An 18,686-nucleotide genomic window follows, 5' to 3' on the forward strand; every position below is an offset into this window, starting at 1 on the left:
AAAGTTGGAATGGAGAGGTGGGATGGAACATTGTCATTGCGAGACGCTCGAAGAACTCAAAATAGTTATTAAACAATATGGGCCAGGAGTTCTCTACAGAGGACAAACTCAACATTACCTGTCTTCAGATGGCTCGCCCTCAATGCCCACGTCATTTCAGCGTCAAGGGTGCGTACCCGATTTGATGATTATGTGGACCTATTATGCAAAGAGAGCCTTGCAACACTTAGTACGCGGTTGGAATGATACCGGCGATAATGCAACCAACCAAGCAATCCTTCAGCATTATGGGTTTCGTTCCTTTTTCCTTGATGTTAGTGGCGATCCGCGTGTTGCTGCTTGGTTTGCATGTAATAAATTTGATTCTAAGTATGTGGTCAATTTGGTAGAGGATTGCTTTGAAGATCCAGTTTGGTTGCGTACTCTAAATGCTTGTTTCGCTCCATCCGAAGATATTGGCCACATTTATTTAATAAGCCAGAAGTTACTACGACAATACAATCTTCAGGCTGTTCATCTATCCGAAATTGCGACAGATCATGGCGCTCCAAGATATGTGCGACAGGATGCGTACATGGTGGGGCCTTTAATTCGTGAAGGGCTAGATGGAGACTGTATTATTTGTCATATCAGCGCTCCAGCAGAGGTTCTGCGTAAATATGCGGAGGGATATAGTGTTGGCTGGCTATTTCCAGAACCATGTGAGGATCCTGTTTATCGCGAACTTTTGGCAATGCCATGGGTGAAGATACGACACCTTTCGGATGAAGGTCTTGAGGCGTTCAAGAGGTCATTGGAGTTACCTGAGTATTCCTGTCACCTTCAAAAGCACATGCCTTCTAGAAGTGCAATGTATAGACCCTTTTGGACTAGGGACCTTCCGCCTCCGGACGGTTTGGCCATCATCTCTTCACAAATAGTTCAGATTCTATGTGGAAGCGCCCTGTATCATGGTGTAAGTGACCCTTGTTTTGTTCTTCCTGAAATCAACAAGCTATTAGAAAAGTATAATGAGATATCAATTGAACTTGATGGACTTGTTTACCATGGTATGGACACAAGATATGGGAAGGGCGTTGGAATAGTAAAAATGCCTGAAAATATTGTATGTGTATTTGAATATGGTATCGATCATCCAGGGTTGCGTATCATGAGTATTGGTCGCTTCTATGGGATGCACTATCGAATCGATAGTAACGGCTGTTGGGAACGTGTTATTCATGAGGAAGACTGCAAGTGTGGTTCAGAACATATTGACAATATATCCTTACTTGGCCGGGTTGATGTTTCCTTGAGGAACAAGTTACTAGAAGATATCGGTTCAGATTTATATGTTCAGAAAGGTATTGACCCGACCTCTGACAAATTGGCTACATGGGGGGAACCTTACTAGCATGATTGAGCTGGCAAGGAAATGTCTAAATTATCCGTGGCAGTTCACTTATCGTTAAGTATTACAGCATTCTATGGCTGTATGAATATTACGTTGAGTCAACTGACCACCAAACGAATCGGAAAACCGTTACATGAAAAAATCTAACTTGGCGACCAGTTTTATTTGACAAGTATCCACATTGGTGATAATAAAACTTATTCGAAAGCTTTCGCTAAAGTTTAATTTAGAAGAAAAAGCTTTTATTTATTGGCGTTAGTAGTATTAGTCAACTATTGGAAAATAATAAACCCATGGCGAATTATGATAACTATTGGAATTACTACAGTAATGACTTCGATTGGCCAAATAATTTTTATCCCCCAAATTTAGAGAAGACTCGACAGATTTATTCTGACCTTGGCATCCAAACTGAAGAAGCCGAAGCGCTAATCTCGTCAGGATATGTGAATATGGGTGGTGACATAATTATAGATCGTTACTATGGCGGACCTCTAGCCAGTTCGGATCTTGCCACACGAATTCACAAAAATCATTTTACCGAGTGGTATCAGATAGCAAAGTCCGGTAAGACCTTCTGTAAAGATATTTTTTTAAACACAGCAAAATCATATGACGAATTAACGAGGCAGGTTAACAAAATCCAAGAGTCTCTAGGGCAAAAACTATTGTTCCGTGGGCAGATTATGCATTACGAGATTACTCGCCCAATAAGAAATCCATACTTTCTTATCGAAGGGCTTGGCGAGACTTCTTTTATTCCTTCTATTTGGCGAAATCTCCTCCAGAATCATCCGCGATCATTTCACCATTTCAATGGTATTAACTTGCATGAGTGGTCGAAGATTATCTATTCACAATTCGACATCGAGGAAGTGGATCGGCGAATAAACGAACTCATAAAACGAGGTGAGTGGATATATTCAGCACAAGATATGGAGGATTCAGATGATCCTTTAGTGAGTCTCTTTGGCCGCGTTCGATTGGATTTGAGTATGGGCCACAATTACAATCTGTCTGACCTACTTAATACTCTACTGCAGCACTATGGACTGTTTTCGTCGTATTTGGATTTAAGCAGTGATTTGCGAGTGGCAATGTTTTTTGCGAGTCATCGTTTTGTTCCCAATGCTGGCAATGATCATTACCAGTTCGTCGGAAGTAACGGTTCGAAGTCCATCCTGTACTTGTTTAAGCATAAACAAAATGAAATGGCGGTGTATGCACACGATCGAGTTCTTCATGGTTTACAGCCACTTAGACCGGAGAGGCAATCATGTGTAATCTGCCGATCAGGTCCGTACGCACTTAATCTTGCGGGCTTATATCTTGTTGGAGCGATTCGAATCGATTTCGAACTGCCGGAGTCTGAACGTTTATCGTCGCATGTGCTCTTTCCTGATGAACATGAGGATAATTTTCTCGCGGCCCTAATCGAAAATTGCAGGCATCCAGAAAGAGTGACCACTTTTCGACATCGATAGCCACTCTTAAATAGCATAATAAACTGTGGTAGCTCAAACTCATTTGACAGCTACTGTTAGGTCAAATCACAATGAGTCTTTAAATTATCCACATGCGACTTTGGGTCGAAATCGGTCATAAACAACCGATAGGTCTGGTCAAAAGCGTAAGTTGTTACTGCGGTTAGTCTTAGCGGATGGGCGCTGGTCCATTTGACCTACTCCCCGATGATTAAAATTCCTCAATGTTAGTCATGTAGCTGTTGGCGTTGCCAGGTTCCGCACCTCGCTCATAGCCGCCACAAAAAAACTAGTGGCGACTATAAGCATCAACTGGCCTGATTTACGCTATCAATCCAGGAAAACCGCATTTCTTCCCAGCCGCCTACAGGATCTACAAACTAAACAAACGGCCGCGAAACCAACTCCAATCCAAGCACAATAAGAAACAGGAGAAAACACTGCCTGAAGCGCCTGGCGCTGATGCGTGCCCGCACTTTCTGCCCCAGCCACATCCCTGCCAAAGCAGGAACCAGCGAAAAAAGGGACAGTGAAAGCTGCTCTACTCGAAAAGCATCATGAAGATACAGCCCCGTGGCAAGCGCGACGGTAGAGACGGTGAATGGCAGCCCCAGAGCCTGAACGAGTTCATCTTTCCGCAGGCCAAGCGACTGGAGGAAGGGAACGGCCGGCATCACAAATACGCCCGTTGCGCCGGTGATAATACCTGTCACGCCGCCAATAATCGGGGAAAGCCATTTTTCGCTTGCCTGAGAGACCGTCAGCGACGGCGAGAACATTGCAAAAACGGCGTAAACGATTAAAGCTGCGCCCAGAGTGCAAGCTGACCAGGCGGGATTAACGGCGATAATCAGCGAAGATGCCGCCACGGTTCCCACCGCAATCAGCAGCATCATCAGCCACAATCGGCTGACAATCATCTTCACTGAGGGGCCGGTAAACAGCTGCAGCACATTCGTCACGAAAGAGGGAAGTACCAGCAGTGCGGCTGCGATCGGCAGTGACATAAACATGCCAAGCAGCCCCATCGCCACCGTAGGCAGCCCCATTCCCGTTACGCCTTTAACAAAACCAGCGACGATAAAGATCAGCGAAAGAGAGATAAACAGCTGTCCGCTCACAACGATTGCTCCAGTATAAGATTTTCCGTGATTCAACCATCTCACCCGGCGGTGGACAATCTGGTTTAAGCGCGTCATGCTTCGGAAAACCCGAAGGCTGAGACGGATATTCTATGAGACTGGATCTTGCTGATTTGAAACTCGTTGTGTATATCGCGGATGCCGGAAGCATTACCCGCGGCGCCAGACATGCCAGCCTGGCCACGGGGTCGGCCAGTGAGAGACTGAAAAGCATCGAGGACGATACCGGGGTAAAGCTGTTTATCCGGCATCCAAGGGGAGTCAGTCTTACTGAAGCGGGTGAGGTTCTTGTTGGCCATGCACGGGAAATTCTGTCCCGGCAGGAACGGCTCAAAGCCGAGCTGGGCGCATACGCGAGAGGAGCCAAAGGGAAGATCAGGCTGTATGCGAATACCTCTGCGATGGCAGAGTTCCTGCCCGGCAGGCTGGCGAAGTGGCTGTCAGCGCACCCGGGTGTGACCATTGAGCTTGAAGAGAGAAGCAGTGCGGATATTATTACCAGCATAAGTAGCGGCGTAGCTGAAGCCGGCCTCGTTTCAGATGCGGTAGATGCCCGGGGGCTTATGCTTGAACCTCTGGCAGATGACAGGCTGGCACTTATCGTCCCATTCTCTAATCCATTTAAATGCAGAGATAAAATCTCGCTCTCCGAGGCGCTTGCAGAGCCATTTATTGGTTTACATCCCGGTAATGCGCTTCAGGATCACATCAGTGAACATGCAAAAGATCTTGGTCGTCCACTGACCTATCGCATAAGAATGAGCAGCTTTGAAGGGATGGGGGAGATGGTCAGCAGTGGGATTGGTGTAGGAGTTCTTCCCTTATCACTGGCTGAACGCTTCAGTAAAAAATTTCCGTACCATATCCTGCCGCTAACCGACTCATGGGCGCGGCGGCGGATCTGCATTTGTTATAAAACACCGGATTCTCTGAGCCCGGCCATGATGCGGCTGTTTGATTTTCTTAGGCTTCAGGATTGATCAATATCAGTTCAGTCAGCAGTCCGCAGTTCTTTACGCATCAGTGCATTTTGCAGCGTTACGCCGCGCCGGACGGGAAATCCGCGTTCGACCACGTGGAAACCGTGCCGCAGAAAGAAACCTTCAGCCGTCTTGCTCACATTCGACGTCAGCTCACTTAGTCCAAGCCGTCGGGCTTCATCGTGGATGGCATTCATCAGCAGCGTGCCAATACCCTGTTTCGGGTAGTTTCCCGCTACGAAGAAATGGTCGATATAGCCATTGGGTTGAACATCGGCGTATCCGGCAATTTCACCCTCCAGCTCAACGACAAATGGTTGGAGCTGCTTTATGTGGCTGGCCCATCGTTGCGGGTCCATATCCTCCGGTGCCCACGCTGCGATTTGATCGGGGGTGTAGTCACGCGATGCAATGTCTCGTATGGATGACAAAAAAACCTTGAGCAACGCGGCCTCATCTCCCTCTCTGTACATTCTTAATTTTATCATAGGCTTATTCATAATTTACTTGCGATTTAGTGAATTAATCTGTCAGATTCAGGTGACGAAGTCACGTACGAAAGCAGTTAAACTCCGCAGAATACATGACTAATGCGCAATCAATGTTGATTCTCCCTGGCGGTGAGAATTTATTACATTATAAGAAATTATAAATAGAGGAAGATATAGTGGTAAGTTTTTAATAAAAATATTACAGAAAGATCTAAATATTACTTCTTGATTTATATAAAGGTAACCAATTGCTAAATTTGTATATGACGCTTTTCCTTTTCCTCCTTTTTCTGGGGAGAGGGAGTGTGGTTGATTTAATTTGTTCAATATAAGAAATCAGATTGGAGACTGAAATAATAAGCAATGCAAAGGCGGTGAGAAGCAGAGTTAAGTCGCTCATGTTATTTCCTTTATGTCCATGTTGAAAATCTTCCTTTGGCAATACTAATCACCAATAATGGTGACTGGCAAGTCTTAATTCTTATTTTTATGTTTTTTAGGATAATTGTTATTAATTTAATTGCTTTTTTTAACTGTAATTTTACTTCTTAAGTTTTTTATTTTTTCCATTCTAATTGGAGTGTTGTGAATTATTTATTGTGTTTGTTTCTAATAACTTTTTTATCTTTATGATTTTAAGAGGTTTTACAAAATAAGGTTATAGTCAAAACGGGTCAGGTAATCATAAAAATAATGGTTTTCGGGTAAAAGACCTGACCGTCAACGCTTTACTTTGGTGGGGAAAATGCCTCATTGAAGAAACTGTGAAGGTCAACGCCAAAGTACCAAAGCCCGATACCGAAGCAAATCACTATCGCTGAAACAATTTTTTTAATCATGGTTGCCGCCCTCGTGTTAAGAGGATTTATCCTGCCATGTACACTCTCTGTAGCGAAGTTTTTTTTCCCTGATTTTGTCTTTTTTTGTCTCTTTGATACTGGGAAGGAAGAGGGTACGTGATTCTTTAAAAAAATGTGAATGATGTCACATGCTACAAGTTGGGTGGCGAGTCGGGCTGCGGTGGCGAGGTTTAAGTAAGCCCGAGAAGGGTGCAAACTGGCGTTGCACAACCTTAACTCGGGTTTTGATAGAAATAATTGAATACCCGATGGTGTTAAAATATTAATGTAAAATAATCATTTTCTCTTAAACTGAAGCTTAATTGCTCTTCTCTGGCGGTAATAAGAAACAAAACTATAAATAGTGACGATTAATAATACAATAGCAAATATAAGAAGCAGCCAGTCTTTCATCTAATACCTCTTGCGTTAGCATGAAATACAAGACTGTAAGTGTATGGGTTAACGTCAGAGCTAAACATAAGATAATTCTTGCAATGGATAAAGGCGCTGTCAGGTGTTTTAATGTTAGCGATAAACTTTGTCAGTACAGCCGCTCGCCTCCTGTTGGTTCAGTTTGACTCTTAAGTCATTTTTTTACAAAATTCTGCAAATTGATTAAAATTCATGCAATTACCAGCACGATAGCGCTGTTTTTTGTTGTGCTGGTCTCCGCGATTCCCGAGGTTATAATTTTAAGTGCAGCATAATATGCTGTCAGAGTGCAGGTCTTTCATCGGCTCAGAACGCGATGATTTTGTTCATAAGCGGTTGTCATATTCCATAATTAAGAATTATCCAATACAATCGCCGTTCCAGAATTTAGCGTAGGGTGCATGATGACTCTGATCGATCGGGAATCGTATGTTAAGAAAAAGATGCGACCCATTACTTTTGCCAGCTTAGCTATTCTCGCTCTGTTAGTTTTATTTCATTTTTCTTTCGGAACAATCGCACTCATTGCTCTGGCTGTTACTGCGGGATATGGGTATTTAAAAAATACAATTTATCCAGAAGAATGGCAGGAGCAGCATGATAAACATATTGAGGAATCACGCGATTTGGATGAAGAACAGTTTCGTTCTCTGATCGCTCAACACCTTCCTGTTCTGGCGCGTAAAAAAAGAATGTTGGTGACCTGTGATGATTATGGCAACGTCATTTACGATCGATGGGCAAAAGAAAAAGAGTATTACATTAATAAACTGGATTATGTTGCGTACTCTACGCCATTTTATAATGGGCTTTATCCTCGTGAACAGCGCCGGTTACTGGATGATATTGTCGATGAATACATGGCCTCTCATGATGAGGAGAGCGTTTACTCTGAAGAAATGTCACCGATCGAGTATGAACATCACTGTGCCGATTTGTTGTGGCAGCAGGGATGGGATACTCGAGTCACACAAGGTTCTGGCGATCAGGGAGTGGATGTTCTGGCGGTGAAGTACGGCATCCAGCTGGCGTTGCAGTGTAAAAAATACGCGTCGCCCGTGGGGAATAAAGCCGTTCAGGAAATTATTGCCGGTAAAGGATTTTATGGTGCGGATGTTGGGCTGGTGGTGAGTAATAACACTTACACGCTTTCTGCCCGCCAGTTAGCGTTGTCGCATTCGATTATTCTGCTGCATCATGAAGATCTGGCAAATATCGATGAACTGTTGGGGATACAGGAATCCCCGGTTTGATAGATGACGCTGCCAAATGGTTTCGTCCCTGTGTCGCTGCGATGACTGTCGGGCAGGGGCGCAATATCGTCGCTATTGTGAAGATGCACTCGAACTTCCACTGACCTGCAATTTTTCAACATTAAGAGTGCTACTCAGCGTTGTTCAACGCCAAACCATTTTTTAAAGGCCAGCCGACCGACCGACGTGATGGTGATTTCCCGAAACCCCGTTGTCCGGGCGATCCACTGCTGGCGTTCACAGTGGCTGAAAAATGCGGCACCGGCTTCACAACCCAGATGAAAGCGCCTTTCGCTCCAGTCCAGGCAGCCGCAGCAGAGTTTTCGCCGGTTTTTGCCGTTCAGTTCGATACCCATTTGGGCAAACTGCTGATGCCCTTTATCCGTCAGTACCGTGCCGTCATCGGTAAGCCACGCAAGATTGACCATAGCGTCGAAGATATCGACCGCGACCTCACCGGCCAGATGATCGTAGCAGGTACGGGCAAGACGCAGCGGCACCGGCGTGCTGATCCTGGCTGCGGAGGGGGAGCGCCAGGAAATGCCCATTATCCTTTCCAACAGCTCGGCAATATCCTGCCCGGCAAGCCGGAAATAACGATGCCGGCCCTGTGACAGGCCGGTAATTAAACTGCCGCTGACCAGCCGGGAAAGATGGGCGCTGGTGGTAGATGCCGCAATGTCGGCAACCGCAGCCAGCTCCGTCGCTGTCCACGCCCGGCCATCCATCAGGGCACAGAGGATTTTTATCCGGGAAGGATCGGCCATCGCCGCTGCAACATTCGCCATGGCGTGCTCAAGCGCATGGCTGTTTTCCTCTGACTCAACGGGTTTTAGCATATCACTCCGGATTGACCGCCCATTTTTGGGTTAGCGTAGCGGCAACCTTATCATTGTCCGTCAGCAGAATCAGTTGGTTTGCATGATCGCTGTACTGCACAACAATATTGATCCCGTTATTAGCCAGTGCGGCGGCGATTTCACCCAGTTCTCCCGGGCGTTCCTGCTTAAGTTTACGAATCAGCGGCGTGCGCACGGCGGCAATCTGAAAGCCGGCCTTTTCCAGTACGTCCCTGGCTCGACTACCGTCCTCAACTAAAAAATGGGCGTGCGCCTGTGCGCCAGCGGTAAATACGCCGCCGCCCTCCAGCCCTACGCCGTTTTGCCCCAGTAAAGTGCCCATCGCCGCCAGTTCCCCGGGTGCGTTGCGTAAAATAATATGGATATCATGCATGAGTTTTCTCCCTGTTTTCTGATGAATACTCCCGCGCCAGCTGCATAATTCTGATGCGATAAAAAGCAAAAATCGATTTTCGGCCTTCTTCCTGGGCGGCTTTATGCATCACATTGCGTTTCCATTGCAGGACGGCTTCCTCATTTTGCCACCATGAAAGGGAGAGTATCTTTCCCTCAGTGGTCAGGCTCTGAAACCGTTCAATAGAGATAAAACCCTCGATATCCGCCAGCAGCGGTTTTAACTCTGTGGCCAGCTGCAGATAACGCGCCTGCTGTGCCGGAGTCACATCTGCTTCAAAAAGTACGGCAATCATTTTCCTGCCCTTTGATTGTGGAGACTGGGCTTCACTTTATCGCTATCAGATAGTTATGCTTCGGCGACGAGCGAACTATGCCTGTTGCGGTTGGCGTAAAGGGGAAAAGTGGAGGGCGTGATCATCGTCTAAACTTAAGTTTCAGCCAGTAAAAGGAGAAAGCAATGTCGAAGTCTGAACACAATTCCGACCAGCAGCGCAGAAAAGAGAAGGATCATCCGGCGAAGGACGATCCGCGGGAGCACGGAGAAATACCGCGCACCCCAGATAATAGCGACGATGATGAAAGGGATCCGCTGGATAAATAATCAATTCAGGCCGGTGTGCGTTGAATCTTAAATTATGGCCCGCCGATGTACCAGAGCGGGCAAGGATCTTAATCTGGATGACTGGCGCGAATATTTACTCAGCCCTGCTTGCTTCGCAGGCGAGCTTCAGCCGGTTGTGCACGTCCGGTGGAATCGGTGCGGTCATCATCATCCGGTAGTTACGGCAGGCCGTGGTTTCTTCTCGCGCCTGCTCAGAGCGCTTCTCCGAGCAGGCGGTAAGGATAAGTGGTAAAGCCAGTGAAAGCAGCAGCGTATTTTTCACGGTATCTCCCTGTTGGTTATTTGAAAAAGCGCGATCCCATACCGCTAAGTCTAGCGTTAAAAGGTGATATCCGATCGTAAAGCGTGACGGATGTTAAGATTTTGTTAGATAGCGATTGCGATGAAATCATTTATTTCATTATTCTCCATCTACGGTTTATGCATTTCATTTTGCATCCGAAGACATTACCCCGATCTGCCTCTGGAGAAGAATAATGAAGCATCTGAAGAAAATTTTGCTGGTTGCCGCACTCAGCTGTTCCACGTCTGCGTTGGCAGAAACCATCGGCGTTTCGATGGCCTATTTTGACCAGAACTTCCTGACTATTATCCGCCATGCCATCGATAAAGAAGCGAAAGAGCGTGGTATCAAGGTGCAGTTCGAAGATGCACGCGGTGATGTCGGTCGGCAGACGGACCAGGTGCAGAGCTTTATCAGCGCCGGGGTGGATGCGATTATTGTCGATCCGGTGAACTCGGCCGGAACCCCTGCGATGACCAAACTGGTTACTGCGGCAAAAATTCCGCTGGTTTACGTCAACCGTACGCCGGGCGATCCGAAACTGCCGCCGGGCGTGGTGTTTGTCGGTTCTGATGAGAAGCAGTCCGGCACGCTGCAAATGGAGGAGCTGGCGCGCCAGGCAAATTACGAAGGTAAAGTCGCCGTGATGATCGGTAACCTGACTGATGCCGGTGCGTTGCAGCGTACTAAAGATGTGGAAGAGGTGGTGGCCAAATACCCGAAAATGAAGGTCGTGCAGAAGCAAACCGCGAACTATTCCCGTAATGAGGGGATGGACCTGATGCTGAACTGGCTGACCAACGGGGAAGAGATTGATATCGTCGCCGCGAACAACGATGAGATGGCGATTGGTGCGATTATGGCGCTGCAGCAGGCCGGTAAAAAGGACAGCAAAGTGCTGGTGGGCGGGATTGATGCGACGCCGGACGGCCTGAAAGCGCTGGCCAGTGGTAAAATGCAGGTCACCGTCTTCCAGGATGCCGTAGGCCAGGGCAAAGCTTCGGTTGATGTGGCGCAGCGGATGATCAAAGGTGAGAAACTGGATTCCTATCACTGGATTCCGTTCGAACTGGTTACGCAGGCCAATATGAAGCAATACGAGAATAAATAACGAACCGCACGGACTTAATCAGATAAGGGACCTCAGTGGTCCCTTTTTTACTTTATAATCCTTTGACGAACCTTCTGATTCTCAGCACGAGAACGCCAGTTACCGAACGGAATATGAATAAAAAACTGATTATCGCCGGAATCCTCGCTCTTATCGCCAGCTACGCCGGGCTCAGGCCTTCGGCCGAACACAGCCCGCGTCAGCCGCAGTCTCAGCAACAGCAACACTCTTCGAGTTCAGCATCAGAAAGGTCGGTTACCGAACAGAATCAGCAACGTTCCGGGCAGTCGGTGCAGGATACGCGCACGGCCAGTGCGCCGCAAAGCAATGATATCAGCGCACTGACTCAGCAAACTCGCGTGGCGAACTACCTCCAGCAGCATCAGCGCCTGCCGGACTACTATATCCGTAAGAATGAAGCGCGCCGCCAGGGCTGGGACCCGTCCCGCGGTAATCTGTGCCAGGTTTTGCCGGGCAGGGCTATCGGCGGCGATCGTTTCAGTAACCGCGAAGGAGGGCTGCCGGAAAAGGCAGGGCGGAAATGGTTTGAAGCGGACGTGAACTATCAGTGCGGTCGTCGTGGCAGCGACCGGATGCTCTGGTCCAGCGATGGTCTGATTTACGTCACCCGCGATCACTATCGCCACTTTGAACAGGTGAACTGAAATGCAGCTGGTCAGCTTCGATCTCCATGATGTGCGTGATGAGCAGGATTTCTACCGGCAGTTTGCGGAGAAATTCGGCCTGCACGGCTTCGGTAATAACCTTGATGCGCTGTGGGATGTGCTGACCGGCGAGGTTTCGCTGCCGCTGCGCATTATGCTCAGGCATTTGCCGCAGCATCCCGCCGAGGCAGGCTTGCGGCGCATCGTGACGGTGATGCAGGAAGCTGAATCCGAAACGGCAGGGGCCTTCAGCGTTCGAACCTCCCAGCCGCTGTAGCTTGCATAACGGATGCGCCGTCAGTATGGTGTGCGCATCGTTACCGACCCGGACAAAACATGACTGCGAATCACTCAAAAGACCCGCTTCACGGCGTGACCCTGGAAGCCCTGCTAACCCGTCTGGTGGAACGCTACGGCTGGGACGAACTGGCCGCACGTATCAACATCAACTGTTTTAAAAACGAGCCCAGCATCAAGTCCAGCCTGAAATTTCTCCGCCGCACGCCGTGGGCGCGTAGCGAAGTGGAAGCGCTGTATATCGCCTCGCTTGACGAGCCGCAGGATATCCCCGCTGACAGTCCGTGGGCCAACCATCGCGGGCGCGATCGGTAATTCACCGTCACCGCGAGAACCGCGTGAAAAAAGCCGGTATCCCTCAGCGGATAGCGGCTTTTTTTTGCCCGATCGATGCAGTTTCAGAACAGGCTTAACCCTGTTCCGCTTACTCCGGCACGTGATGGACGCTATAATTGACCGTTCATTATTGGCTGGAGAAATTGCCGGATGTTTACCCGTTCCACCCTCACCGTTATCTTTGCCGCAGGTATTCTGACCGGCTGCGCGCCGCAGTCTTCCGGTACTGCATCCATCAGCGCCATTGACGAGGGTTCGCCCGCCGCTGCTCAGGCGTCCAGCGTTTATGTGAACACCACGCATATTCAGGATCAGACTGTGGCGGCGGTGGATAGCTCTGCAACGCAGGCACAAAATCAGACTGCATCAACTGCATCAACTGCATCAACTGCATCAACTGCATCAACTGCATCAACTGCATCAACTGCATCAACTGCTTCGACTGCCTCGACGGGCACGCAGGCTAACAGCAGCCCGGCTCCGGCTTCAAGCAGCGCTAATGCCAGTGCTGGCAACTCGGCGTCTGCGGGTTCTCAGACTCCGTCAACGCAAACCGAGACCGCAACGGCGCAGAATGCTGCCGCAGATACGGCGAGTGCTTCCACTCAGACCACGGCGGCGGATGCATCGAACGCCACGGCTCAGGGCACCGCGACGACCTCTGCTACCGCTGCGGCTACAACGGCAGCTCCATCGGCCTCAGCTGATAGCAGCACGGCTCAGGCTTCGGCAACTCCGGCGACTTCAACGGTCACCGCGAGCGCACAGGCTCAGGGCGCAACAACCGCTGCATCGACAGCATCGACGCCCGCTGCCCCTGCGGACAGTGCCCCGGCAGAAACCGCCGGCATCACCCCACCGATTGTTCCTGTGGTCACCACCGCAGCTCAGATGCAAACCGATCCGGTGAACAAGCCCCCCGCGCAGTCTGTCATTCACGTCTATCACGCATTAACTAAGACCGACGACGGTTCGTCAATTATCCTCACGGTGGACGGCAAGGAAGCGGGCGTGCTTAAACGCGGTGAAGTGACGTCGCTGAGCGTGGCACCGGGTAAGCATAAGCTGGGCGGCTACGTTCGCACGCTGTTTGGCATGGGCCGCGTGACCATCCCCGCGTTGGATATCACCACATCATCCTGGGCCGCCACCAAAATTTCCTATGCGGTCACCAAAGATAAACCGGGCTTTACGCTGACTAAGAAAGGGAATAGCTGAAAGCAGGAAGCAGGAAGCAGGAAGCAGGAAGCAGGAAGCAGGAAGCAGGAAGCAGGGAGAAGGGAGCCTTGAAACATTAAGCCGAATGCTGGAACTGCTGATGGTCACGGCGGGATAAAAAAAAGCCCCGGCGAATGCCGGGGCAGCAGGGGCGTTAAATTACAGCGCCATATCCTGTTTAGCGCTTTCTGCGCGTTTTTCCGGCTGAGCCTGTGGGGCCGCGTCGGCTGAGTTACCCATCTGGATAACCGGTGGCGTGGTCAGCTGCAGTGTGGCAGCCGTGTCATTCCACACCTGCTGAGTCAGCGCAACGTTACCGTTCAGCTCCTGACCGTAGCTTGGTACGATAGCGCGGATCTTGCTCTGCCATTCCGGGCTGTTGAACTGCTCAGGGAACAGCTTCTTCACCACGTTCAGCGCGATTGGTGCAGCGGTAGATGCACCCGGCGAAGCACCCAGCAGGGCCGCCACGGTTTTCTGCTGATCGGTCACGATTTCCGTACCCAGTTTCAGCACGCCGCCTTTATCCGCATCTTTCTTGATGATCTGCACGCGCTGACCGGCCTGAATCAGCTTCCAGTCTTCTTTACGCGCGTTCGGATAGTACTCTTTTAGCGCGGCAAAGCGGTCGTCGTCGCTCAGCATCACCTGGCCCACCAGGTATTTCACCAGATCGAAGTTATCCATGCCTACGTGAGTCATCGGCATAAAGTTGCTGGTGGTGGTGGTGCTCAGCAGGTCGAACAGCGAGCCGTTTTTCAGGAACTTGGTAGAGAAGGTGGCGAACGGTCCAAACAGCACGACACGCTTACCGTCAAGGAAGCGGGCATCCAGGTGAGGAACGGACATCGGTGGTGCACCGACTGAAGCCTGACCGTACACTTTTTCCTGATGCTGTTTAGTAATTTCCGGGTTCTCAGACACCAGGAAGGAACCGCCTACCGGGAAGCCTGCATAGTTGTCCGCTTCCGGGATACCTGTTTTCTGCAGCAGCTTCAGCGCGCCGCCGCCGGCACCGATAAACACGTATTTTGCGTCGACGCTGTGCTTCTCACCGCTTTTCACGTCGGTGATAGTGACATGCCAGCTGTTGTCGGCGTTACGCGCGAATTCGGTGGCTTCCGCAGAGGTTTCCAGCGTGAAGTTTTTATCTTTCTTCAGGCTGCCGATCAGCTGACGGGTGATTTCGCCATAGTTGACGTCGGTGCCGACCGGAGTCCAGGTCGCAGCGACTTTCTGCTGCGGATCGCGGCCTTCAATCACCAGCGGTGCCCACTTTTTAATCTGGTTCTGATCGGTGGAGAACTGCATGCCCTGGAACAGCGTGGTCTGCTGCAGCGCCTGATAACGCTTGGTCAGGTAGTTGACGTTGGCATCACCCCAGACAAAGCTCATATGTGGCGTAGAGTTGATGAAGGAGTGTGGCTCGTTCAGGATGCCGCGCTTAACCTGCGCCGTCCAGAACTGACGGGAAATCATAAACTGTTCGTTGATTTCCAGCGCTTTGCTGACGTCAATGGAACCATCCGCGCGCTCCGGCGTGTAGTTCAGCTCCATATTGGCCGAGTGACCGGTACCGGCGTTGTTCCATCCGTTGGAAGATTCGAGGGCGACACCGTCCAGTTTCTCAACCATCAGCTGTTTCCAGTCTGGCTGCAGTTCCTGCAACCAGGTACCCAGAGAAGCACTCATGATGCCGCCGCCGATTAGCAGTACGTCGGTTTTCTGGTTGACTGGCGTTTCAGCATAGCTGGCAGAACAAACCAGCAGCGCTGACAGGGAAAGAACGGGTATAAATCTTCTGGAATTAGACATTTCTTTAACACACATCAATAAAAGTTTAAAAACTGGATGATTATTTTAACGTAAATTGTGATCCAGATAAAAATTTTCTTCACTTTTTTTCACATCTGGTCATATTTCGTTGATACAGCGTGATATTTGGCGATAAAACGCGCATGCCATTGACTCTGAGAATCGGTCCCTCAACCGAACGGGTTAAATTTGCGTCCGCCTTGCCCATTTGGTTATACTGAAATGACCATATGGAGGATATGCGATGAAAATGTTTACCCCTGCCGTATCCGTGCCGCGTGTTGAAACGCTGTGGCAGCACGTTGGCCTTAACGTAGCCGACGGCGTTCTGCTGGTGGGCGAAATTGATAAGGGTCTGGAGGGCGAAGTGGCTAACCGCATTGCCAGCTGGGCGCACATCACGCAGTCCGAACTGCGCCGCATCACCGGTATCCCCAGCACCACCTTCAGCCGCAATATCAAAAAGCGCTTCAGTCCGGATCAGAGCGAGCGACTGGTGCGTTTTATTCGCGTACTGGATCGCGCAGTCGATCTGTTTGAAGGCGATAAGCTTGCCGCGCAGAAGTGGCTGAATGAGCCAAGCCGCGCGCTGGGATGGAAAGCACCCGCCGACCTGCTGGCCTCTGAATCCGGTGCCTGGGAGGTGATGCGGCTGATCACCCGTCTGGAGCACGGGGTCTGGTCTTGATCCTCTATCGCCTGACCAAAACCCGCTTCGTGGCCGGAGCCTGGAGCGGGCAGGGAGCAAAGGAAGCGGGCGGGCGCTGGAACAGCGTCGGCACGGCAATGGTGTACGCCGCCGAGGCGGCTTCACTGACTATGCTGGAAACGCTGGTGCATCTGCATGCGGCGAATTTGCTGGACAGTTTTACCCTGCTGTCCATTGATGTCGATGATGATTTGATTCAGATGATCGATAACCAGATTCTTCCCGCCAGCTGGGCGGCAGCGGAAGCCCCGCCGGAGCTGGCGGAGATTGGCGATCGTTGGGTTGAGAGCGGGGATGCGGTGGCGCTCAGAGTGCCGAGCGCGCTGTCGCCGGTGGAGTTTAACTTTCTGCTGAATCCGCGACACCCACAGTTTTTATCTATCGTCAGCAGGGCGGTGAAGATTGACTTCCAGTTCGATGCCCGACTGAAATAATGGCTGCTCGGCTGCTCGGTAATTTGCGGGCTCAACGGTTCAGAGAGCGGATCATTTAGCTAAATGGGTTAACCGTTCTCGCCCGTCTCGCGCCTTGCCGCACGGCGATACAGCGTACTGCGCGCCACGCCCAGCGCCTGCGCGGCCTTGCTGATATTACCGCTGAAGCGCTCCAGGGTAGCGGCAATCAGCTTCTCATCATGTTCCTGCAAAGCAGGCAGCGGCTCGCTGCGCAGCAGCCGGTACTCTTCCGGCAGGCTGTCCACGTCCAGCACTTCATTATCATCCGCCAGCGCCAGCAGCACTTTCATCAGACTGCGCATCTGCCTGACATTACCCGGCCACGGCTGCTGTGCCAGCGTATCCAGCAGCTCAGCGGTCATCACAATGCCGCGCTCGCCGCCGCCCAGTTCCAGCCAGAGCTGTGAAATAAACTCTGGCAGCGCGGGCCATTCGCGCAGCGGCGGAATGGTATGGGAGAACTCCTGCAGGCGGTAGAGCAGGTCCTCGCGGAATTCGCCATCTGCCACCCGCTGCGGCAGGTTACGGTGGGTGGCGCAGATCACCGCAAAATTCACCGGCCAGCTGCGGCTCGATCCCAGCGGTGCCACTTCTTTTTCCTGCAATACGCGCAGCAGACGCGTCTGCATCGCCAGCGGCATATCGCCAATCTCATCAAGGAACAGCACGCCGCCGTCCGCTTCGCGGATTTTACCGATATAGCCGTTTTTGCTGGCACCGGTAAATGCACCGGGCTGATAGCCGAACAGCTCCGACTCTATCAACGATTCGGGAATGGCCGCGCAGTTAATGGCAACAAACTTTCCTTCACGCCAGCGGCTTTGCTGGTGCAGCGCGCGGCTGACGTACTCTTTACCGCTGCCGGTTTCGCCGTGAATGCACAGTGATACCCCGGCGTTCAGCAGGCGAACCATTTTATCCCCGGCGGCACCCAGCGAGAACGGCAGCACCGGCGCGGCGGCAGGGGCTACGGGGAAGTTGACTCGCGCCGGGGCGCGCAGTCGGTAGAAGTAGCGCTGCTGGCTGCGGGTCTGTACCGGCTGAGGCACGCAATTCGCGGCCTGCTCGGCCTGCGGGAACAGATCGGCAAAGGTGAGAATACCAAACAGATCGGCGCTCAGTTCCAGCTCGCGCATTGCCAGCCGGTTGGCCGCCATCAGCACATTGTCGGAAAACACCAGCAGCAGCTCTTCAACGTGATCGATGCCCTGAATCTGCGGATGCAGGCTCATCAGCCACTGGTCGGGATGCAGGCTTTGCTTCACCCACAGATATTCAATCTGCTTCGCTGCCTCTTTCACCCAGGCCAGCGTGGCGGGATGAGGATAGTGAGCCGGGCCGGAGATATCCAGCACCCCGGCAATCTGTCCGTTCGGTGCCTGTAGCGGCATCGCCGCACAGTAGAGGTCCTGATTGCTGGTGAGGTAGTGCTGGTCGCCAAATATTTCGCAGCCATCATCTATTGCCAGCGCGGTACCGATTGCGTTGGTGCCGCGGCCGCACTCGCTCCATAAGTTTCCCGGCGCAAGGGCAAAGCGCTGGGCTTTCTGTAGAGCGTGCATATCGCCGAAGGTATTCAGCACCAGCCCGCTGGCGTCGGACAGGATCACCACCGACTGCTTGCCGGAAACCTTTTCCGCGAGCCGCTTCACTGCGTGCTGAGCGAAATTTTGCAGGCCGGTATTACTGGCCAGCACATCGGCCAGTTCACCAGGGCGAATACGGGGAAAGTCATCAGCGGTACGGTCCAGGCCGTAGAGCTGGCTGCGAAACCATGAGTCGTTCAATAGCGGCGTAGTGGCGACGTTCGATGTGCTGGCAGCTGACGTATTTCCCTGCATTGGTAACCCCATGCCTGTAGCGAATGTGTTGCAGCATTGTAGCTATCTGGTTTTTTTAGTG

At 51.0% G+C, this 18,686-nt stretch carries 21 protein-coding genes; 12 read left to right on the forward strand and 9 right to left on the reverse strand.

Annotated features, from left to right (window positions below; translation table 11 throughout):
- The first annotated feature begins 22 nt into the window (after positions 1-22).
- Together JOE09_RS01550 and JOE09_RS01555 are read left to right on the forward strand one after the other, a co-directional pair.
- The gene (locus JOE09_RS01550) at positions 23-1,393 is read left to right on the forward strand and encodes an FRG domain-containing protein (protein WP_205064534.1); all 1,371 of its coding nucleotides are present in this window, start codon (positions 23-25) and stop codon (positions 1,391-1,393) included.
- Positions 1,394-1,686: 293 nt separating this feature from the next.
- Positions 1,687-2,877, forward strand: a complete 1,191-nt coding sequence (locus tag JOE09_RS01555; RefSeq protein WP_205064535.1) for an FRG domain-containing protein — start codon at positions 1,687-1,689, stop codon at positions 2,875-2,877.
- Positions 2,878-3,257: 380 nt separating this feature from the next.
- Here JOE09_RS01555 and JOE09_RS01560 read toward each other — a convergent pair whose 3' ends face one another.
- Positions 3,258-3,998: a sulfite exporter TauE/SafE family protein gene (locus JOE09_RS01560; protein WP_338049271.1), complete on the reverse strand. Its 741-nt coding sequence runs from the start codon at positions 3,996-3,998 to the stop codon at positions 3,258-3,260.
- A gap of 113 nt (positions 3,999-4,111) precedes the next feature.
- Between JOE09_RS01560 and JOE09_RS01565 the strand changes: the two genes are divergently transcribed.
- Entirely contained in the window at positions 4,112-4,999 is an 888-nt protein-coding gene (locus tag JOE09_RS01565) for a LysR family transcriptional regulator (RefSeq protein ID WP_205064537.1), read from the forward strand.
- Positions 5,000-5,010: 11 nt separating this feature from the next.
- On the opposite strand, the gene JOE09_RS01570 is transcribed toward JOE09_RS01565, so the two are convergent.
- Positions 5,011-5,487, reverse strand: a complete 477-nt coding sequence (locus JOE09_RS01570) for a GNAT family N-acetyltransferase (protein WP_239552891.1) — start codon at positions 5,485-5,487, stop codon at positions 5,011-5,013.
- Between the two features lie 1,139 nt (positions 5,488-6,626).
- Entirely contained in the window at positions 6,627-6,743 is a 117-nt protein-coding gene (locus JOE09_RS26260; protein ID WP_146114155.1) for a small membrane protein, read from the reverse strand.
- A 422-nt stretch (positions 6,744-7,165) separates the two neighbouring features.
- Between JOE09_RS26260 and JOE09_RS01580 the strand changes: the two genes are divergently transcribed.
- Positions 7,166-8,017 carry a restriction endonuclease gene (locus tag JOE09_RS01580; protein ID WP_205064538.1) on the forward strand — a complete coding sequence of 284 codons (852 nt, stop codon included), beginning with the start codon at positions 7,166-7,168 and terminating at the stop codon, positions 8,015-8,017.
- Positions 8,018-8,151: 134 nt separating this feature from the next.
- On the opposite strand, the gene JOE09_RS01585 is transcribed toward JOE09_RS01580, so the two are convergent.
- Genes JOE09_RS01585 through JOE09_RS01595 form a run of 3 tightly spaced genes read right to left on the reverse strand, consistent with a single transcriptional unit; the run spans position 8,152 to position 9,566 of the window.
- Positions 8,152-8,856 carry an ArsR/SmtB family transcription factor gene (locus tag JOE09_RS01585; RefSeq protein WP_205064539.1) on the reverse strand — a complete coding sequence of 235 codons (705 nt, stop codon included), beginning with the start codon at positions 8,854-8,856 and terminating at the stop codon, positions 8,152-8,154.
- 1 nt (position 8,857) lies between these two features.
- Complete coding sequence (locus JOE09_RS01590; RefSeq protein ID WP_205064540.1) at positions 8,858-9,250, reverse strand: amino acid-binding protein; 393 nt, start codon at positions 9,248-9,250, stop codon at positions 8,858-8,860.
- On the reverse strand, positions 9,243-9,566 hold the full coding sequence (locus tag JOE09_RS01595; protein WP_205064541.1) for an antibiotic biosynthesis monooxygenase family protein: 324 nt from the start codon (positions 9,564-9,566) through the stop codon (positions 9,243-9,245). The genes JOE09_RS01590 and JOE09_RS01595 overlap by 8 nt, the downstream gene beginning before the upstream one ends.
- Before the next feature lie 164 nt (positions 9,567-9,730).
- Here JOE09_RS01595 and JOE09_RS01600 point away from each other — a divergent pair, with 164 nt between their 5' ends.
- A complete protein-coding gene (locus JOE09_RS01600) occupies positions 9,731-9,874 on the forward strand; it encodes a hypothetical protein (RefSeq protein WP_172606619.1) in 144 nt (47 codons plus the stop codon).
- Between the two features lie 94 nt (positions 9,875-9,968).
- On the opposite strand, the gene JOE09_RS01605 is transcribed toward JOE09_RS01600, so the two are convergent.
- Positions 9,969-10,157, reverse strand: a complete 189-nt coding sequence (locus JOE09_RS01605; RefSeq protein WP_205064542.1) for a hypothetical protein — start codon at positions 10,155-10,157, stop codon at positions 9,969-9,971.
- 214 nt (positions 10,158-10,371) lie between these two features.
- Here JOE09_RS01605 and JOE09_RS01610 point away from each other — a divergent pair, with 214 nt between their 5' ends.
- The 5 genes from JOE09_RS01610 to JOE09_RS01630 all read left to right on the forward strand — a co-directional run bounded on the left by JOE09_RS01610 (position 10,372) and on the right by JOE09_RS01630 (position 13,805).
- Positions 10,372-11,289: a sugar ABC transporter substrate-binding protein gene (locus JOE09_RS01610; protein ID WP_105593759.1), complete on the forward strand. Its 918-nt coding sequence runs from the start codon at positions 10,372-10,374 to the stop codon at positions 11,287-11,289.
- Positions 11,290-11,402: 113 nt separating this feature from the next.
- On the forward strand, positions 11,403-11,954 hold the full coding sequence (locus JOE09_RS01615) for a ribonuclease domain-containing protein (protein WP_239552892.1): 552 nt from the start codon (positions 11,403-11,405) through the stop codon (positions 11,952-11,954).
- Between the two features lies 1 nt (position 11,955).
- Positions 11,956-12,231, forward strand: a complete 276-nt coding sequence (locus JOE09_RS01620; RefSeq protein ID WP_205064543.1) for a barstar family protein — start codon at positions 11,956-11,958, stop codon at positions 12,229-12,231.
- A 59-nt stretch (positions 12,232-12,290) separates the two neighbouring features.
- Positions 12,291-12,566, forward strand: a complete 276-nt coding sequence (locus JOE09_RS01625) for a VF530 family protein (RefSeq protein WP_205064544.1) — start codon at positions 12,291-12,293, stop codon at positions 12,564-12,566.
- A gap of 171 nt (positions 12,567-12,737) precedes the next feature.
- Positions 12,738-13,805, forward strand: coding sequence for a hypothetical protein (locus JOE09_RS01630; protein ID WP_205064545.1), 1,068 nt, complete (start codon positions 12,738-12,740; stop codon positions 13,803-13,805).
- A gap of 159 nt (positions 13,806-13,964) precedes the next feature.
- Here the strand turns inward: JOE09_RS01630 and mqo are convergent, their stop codons facing one another.
- The gene (mqo, locus tag JOE09_RS01635; RefSeq protein ID WP_205064546.1) at positions 13,965-15,620 is read right to left on the reverse strand and encodes a malate dehydrogenase (quinone); all 1,656 of its coding nucleotides are present in this window, start codon (positions 15,618-15,620) and stop codon (positions 13,965-13,967) included.
- 244 nt (positions 15,621-15,864) lie between these two features.
- Between mqo and parS the strand changes: the two genes are divergently transcribed.
- Positions 15,865-16,308, forward strand: a complete 444-nt coding sequence (gene parS / locus JOE09_RS01640) for a type II RES/Xre toxin-antitoxin system antitoxin (RefSeq protein ID WP_200546482.1) — start codon at positions 15,865-15,867, stop codon at positions 16,306-16,308.
- On the forward strand, positions 16,305-16,763 hold the full coding sequence (locus tag JOE09_RS01645; RefSeq protein ID WP_205064547.1) for an RES family NAD+ phosphorylase: 459 nt from the start codon (positions 16,305-16,307) through the stop codon (positions 16,761-16,763). The genes parS and JOE09_RS01645 overlap by 4 nt, the downstream gene beginning before the upstream one ends.
- A gap of 68 nt (positions 16,764-16,831) precedes the next feature.
- On the opposite strand, the gene JOE09_RS01650 is transcribed toward JOE09_RS01645, so the two are convergent.
- Positions 16,832-18,625 (reverse strand): sigma-54-dependent Fis family transcriptional regulator, encoded by a 1,794-nt coding sequence (locus tag JOE09_RS01650; protein WP_205064548.1) that lies wholly within the window; start codon positions 18,623-18,625, stop codon positions 16,832-16,834.
- Positions 18,626-18,686: the final 61 nt, after the last annotated feature.

The organism is Pantoea coffeiphila (assembly GCF_016909495.1).
GTDB lineage: Bacteria > Pseudomonadota > Gammaproteobacteria > Enterobacterales > Enterobacteriaceae > Erwinia > Erwinia coffeiphila.

Coding starts and splice junctions, on each gene's coding strand:
- JOE09_RS01620 (WP_205064543.1), top strand. CDS start 11,956: ATGCAGCTGGTCAGCTTCGATCTCCATGATGTGCGTGATGAGCAGGAT.
- JOE09_RS01615 (WP_239552892.1), top strand. CDS start 11,403: ATGAATAAAAAACTGATTATCGCCGGAATCCTCGCTCTTATCGCCAGC.
- JOE09_RS01565 (WP_205064537.1), top strand. CDS start 4,112: ATGAGACTGGATCTTGCTGATTTGAAACTCGTTGTGTATATCGCGGAT.
- JOE09_RS01585 (WP_205064539.1), bottom strand. CDS start 8,856: ATGCTAAAACCCGTTGAGTCAGAGGAAAACAGCCATGCGCTTGAGCAC.
- JOE09_RS01590 (WP_205064540.1), bottom strand. CDS start 9,250: ATGCATGATATCCATATTATTTTACGCAACGCACCCGGGGAACTGGCG.
- parS (WP_200546482.1), top strand. CDS start 15,865: ATGAAAATGTTTACCCCTGCCGTATCCGTGCCGCGTGTTGAAACGCTG.
- JOE09_RS01555 (WP_205064535.1), top strand. CDS start 1,687: ATGGCGAATTATGATAACTATTGGAATTACTACAGTAATGACTTCGAT.
- JOE09_RS01595 (WP_205064541.1), bottom strand. CDS start 9,566: ATGATTGCCGTACTTTTTGAAGCAGATGTGACTCCGGCACAGCAGGCG.
- JOE09_RS01630 (WP_205064545.1), top strand. CDS start 12,738: ATGTTTACCCGTTCCACCCTCACCGTTATCTTTGCCGCAGGTATTCTG.
- JOE09_RS01580 (WP_205064538.1), top strand. CDS start 7,166: ATGATGACTCTGATCGATCGGGAATCGTATGTTAAGAAAAAGATGCGA.
- JOE09_RS01570 (WP_239552891.1), bottom strand. CDS start 5,487: ATGATAAAATTAAGAATGTACAGAGAGGGAGATGAGGCCGCGTTGCTC.
- mqo (WP_205064546.1), bottom strand. CDS start 15,620: ATGTCTAATTCCAGAAGATTTATACCCGTTCTTTCCCTGTCAGCGCTG.
- JOE09_RS01625 (WP_205064544.1), top strand. CDS start 12,291: ATGACTGCGAATCACTCAAAAGACCCGCTTCACGGCGTGACCCTGGAA.
- JOE09_RS01600 (WP_172606619.1), top strand. CDS start 9,731: ATGTCGAAGTCTGAACACAATTCCGACCAGCAGCGCAGAAAAGAGAAG.
- JOE09_RS26260 (WP_146114155.1), bottom strand. CDS start 6,743: ATGAAAGACTGGCTGCTTCTTATATTTGCTATTGTATTATTAATCGTC.
- JOE09_RS01550 (WP_205064534.1), top strand. CDS start 23: ATGGAACATTGTCATTGCGAGACGCTCGAAGAACTCAAAATAGTTATT.
- JOE09_RS01610 (WP_105593759.1), top strand. CDS start 10,372: ATGAAGCATCTGAAGAAAATTTTGCTGGTTGCCGCACTCAGCTGTTCC.
- JOE09_RS01650 (WP_205064548.1), bottom strand. CDS start 18,625: ATGCAGGGAAATACGTCAGCTGCCAGCACATCGAACGTCGCCACTACG.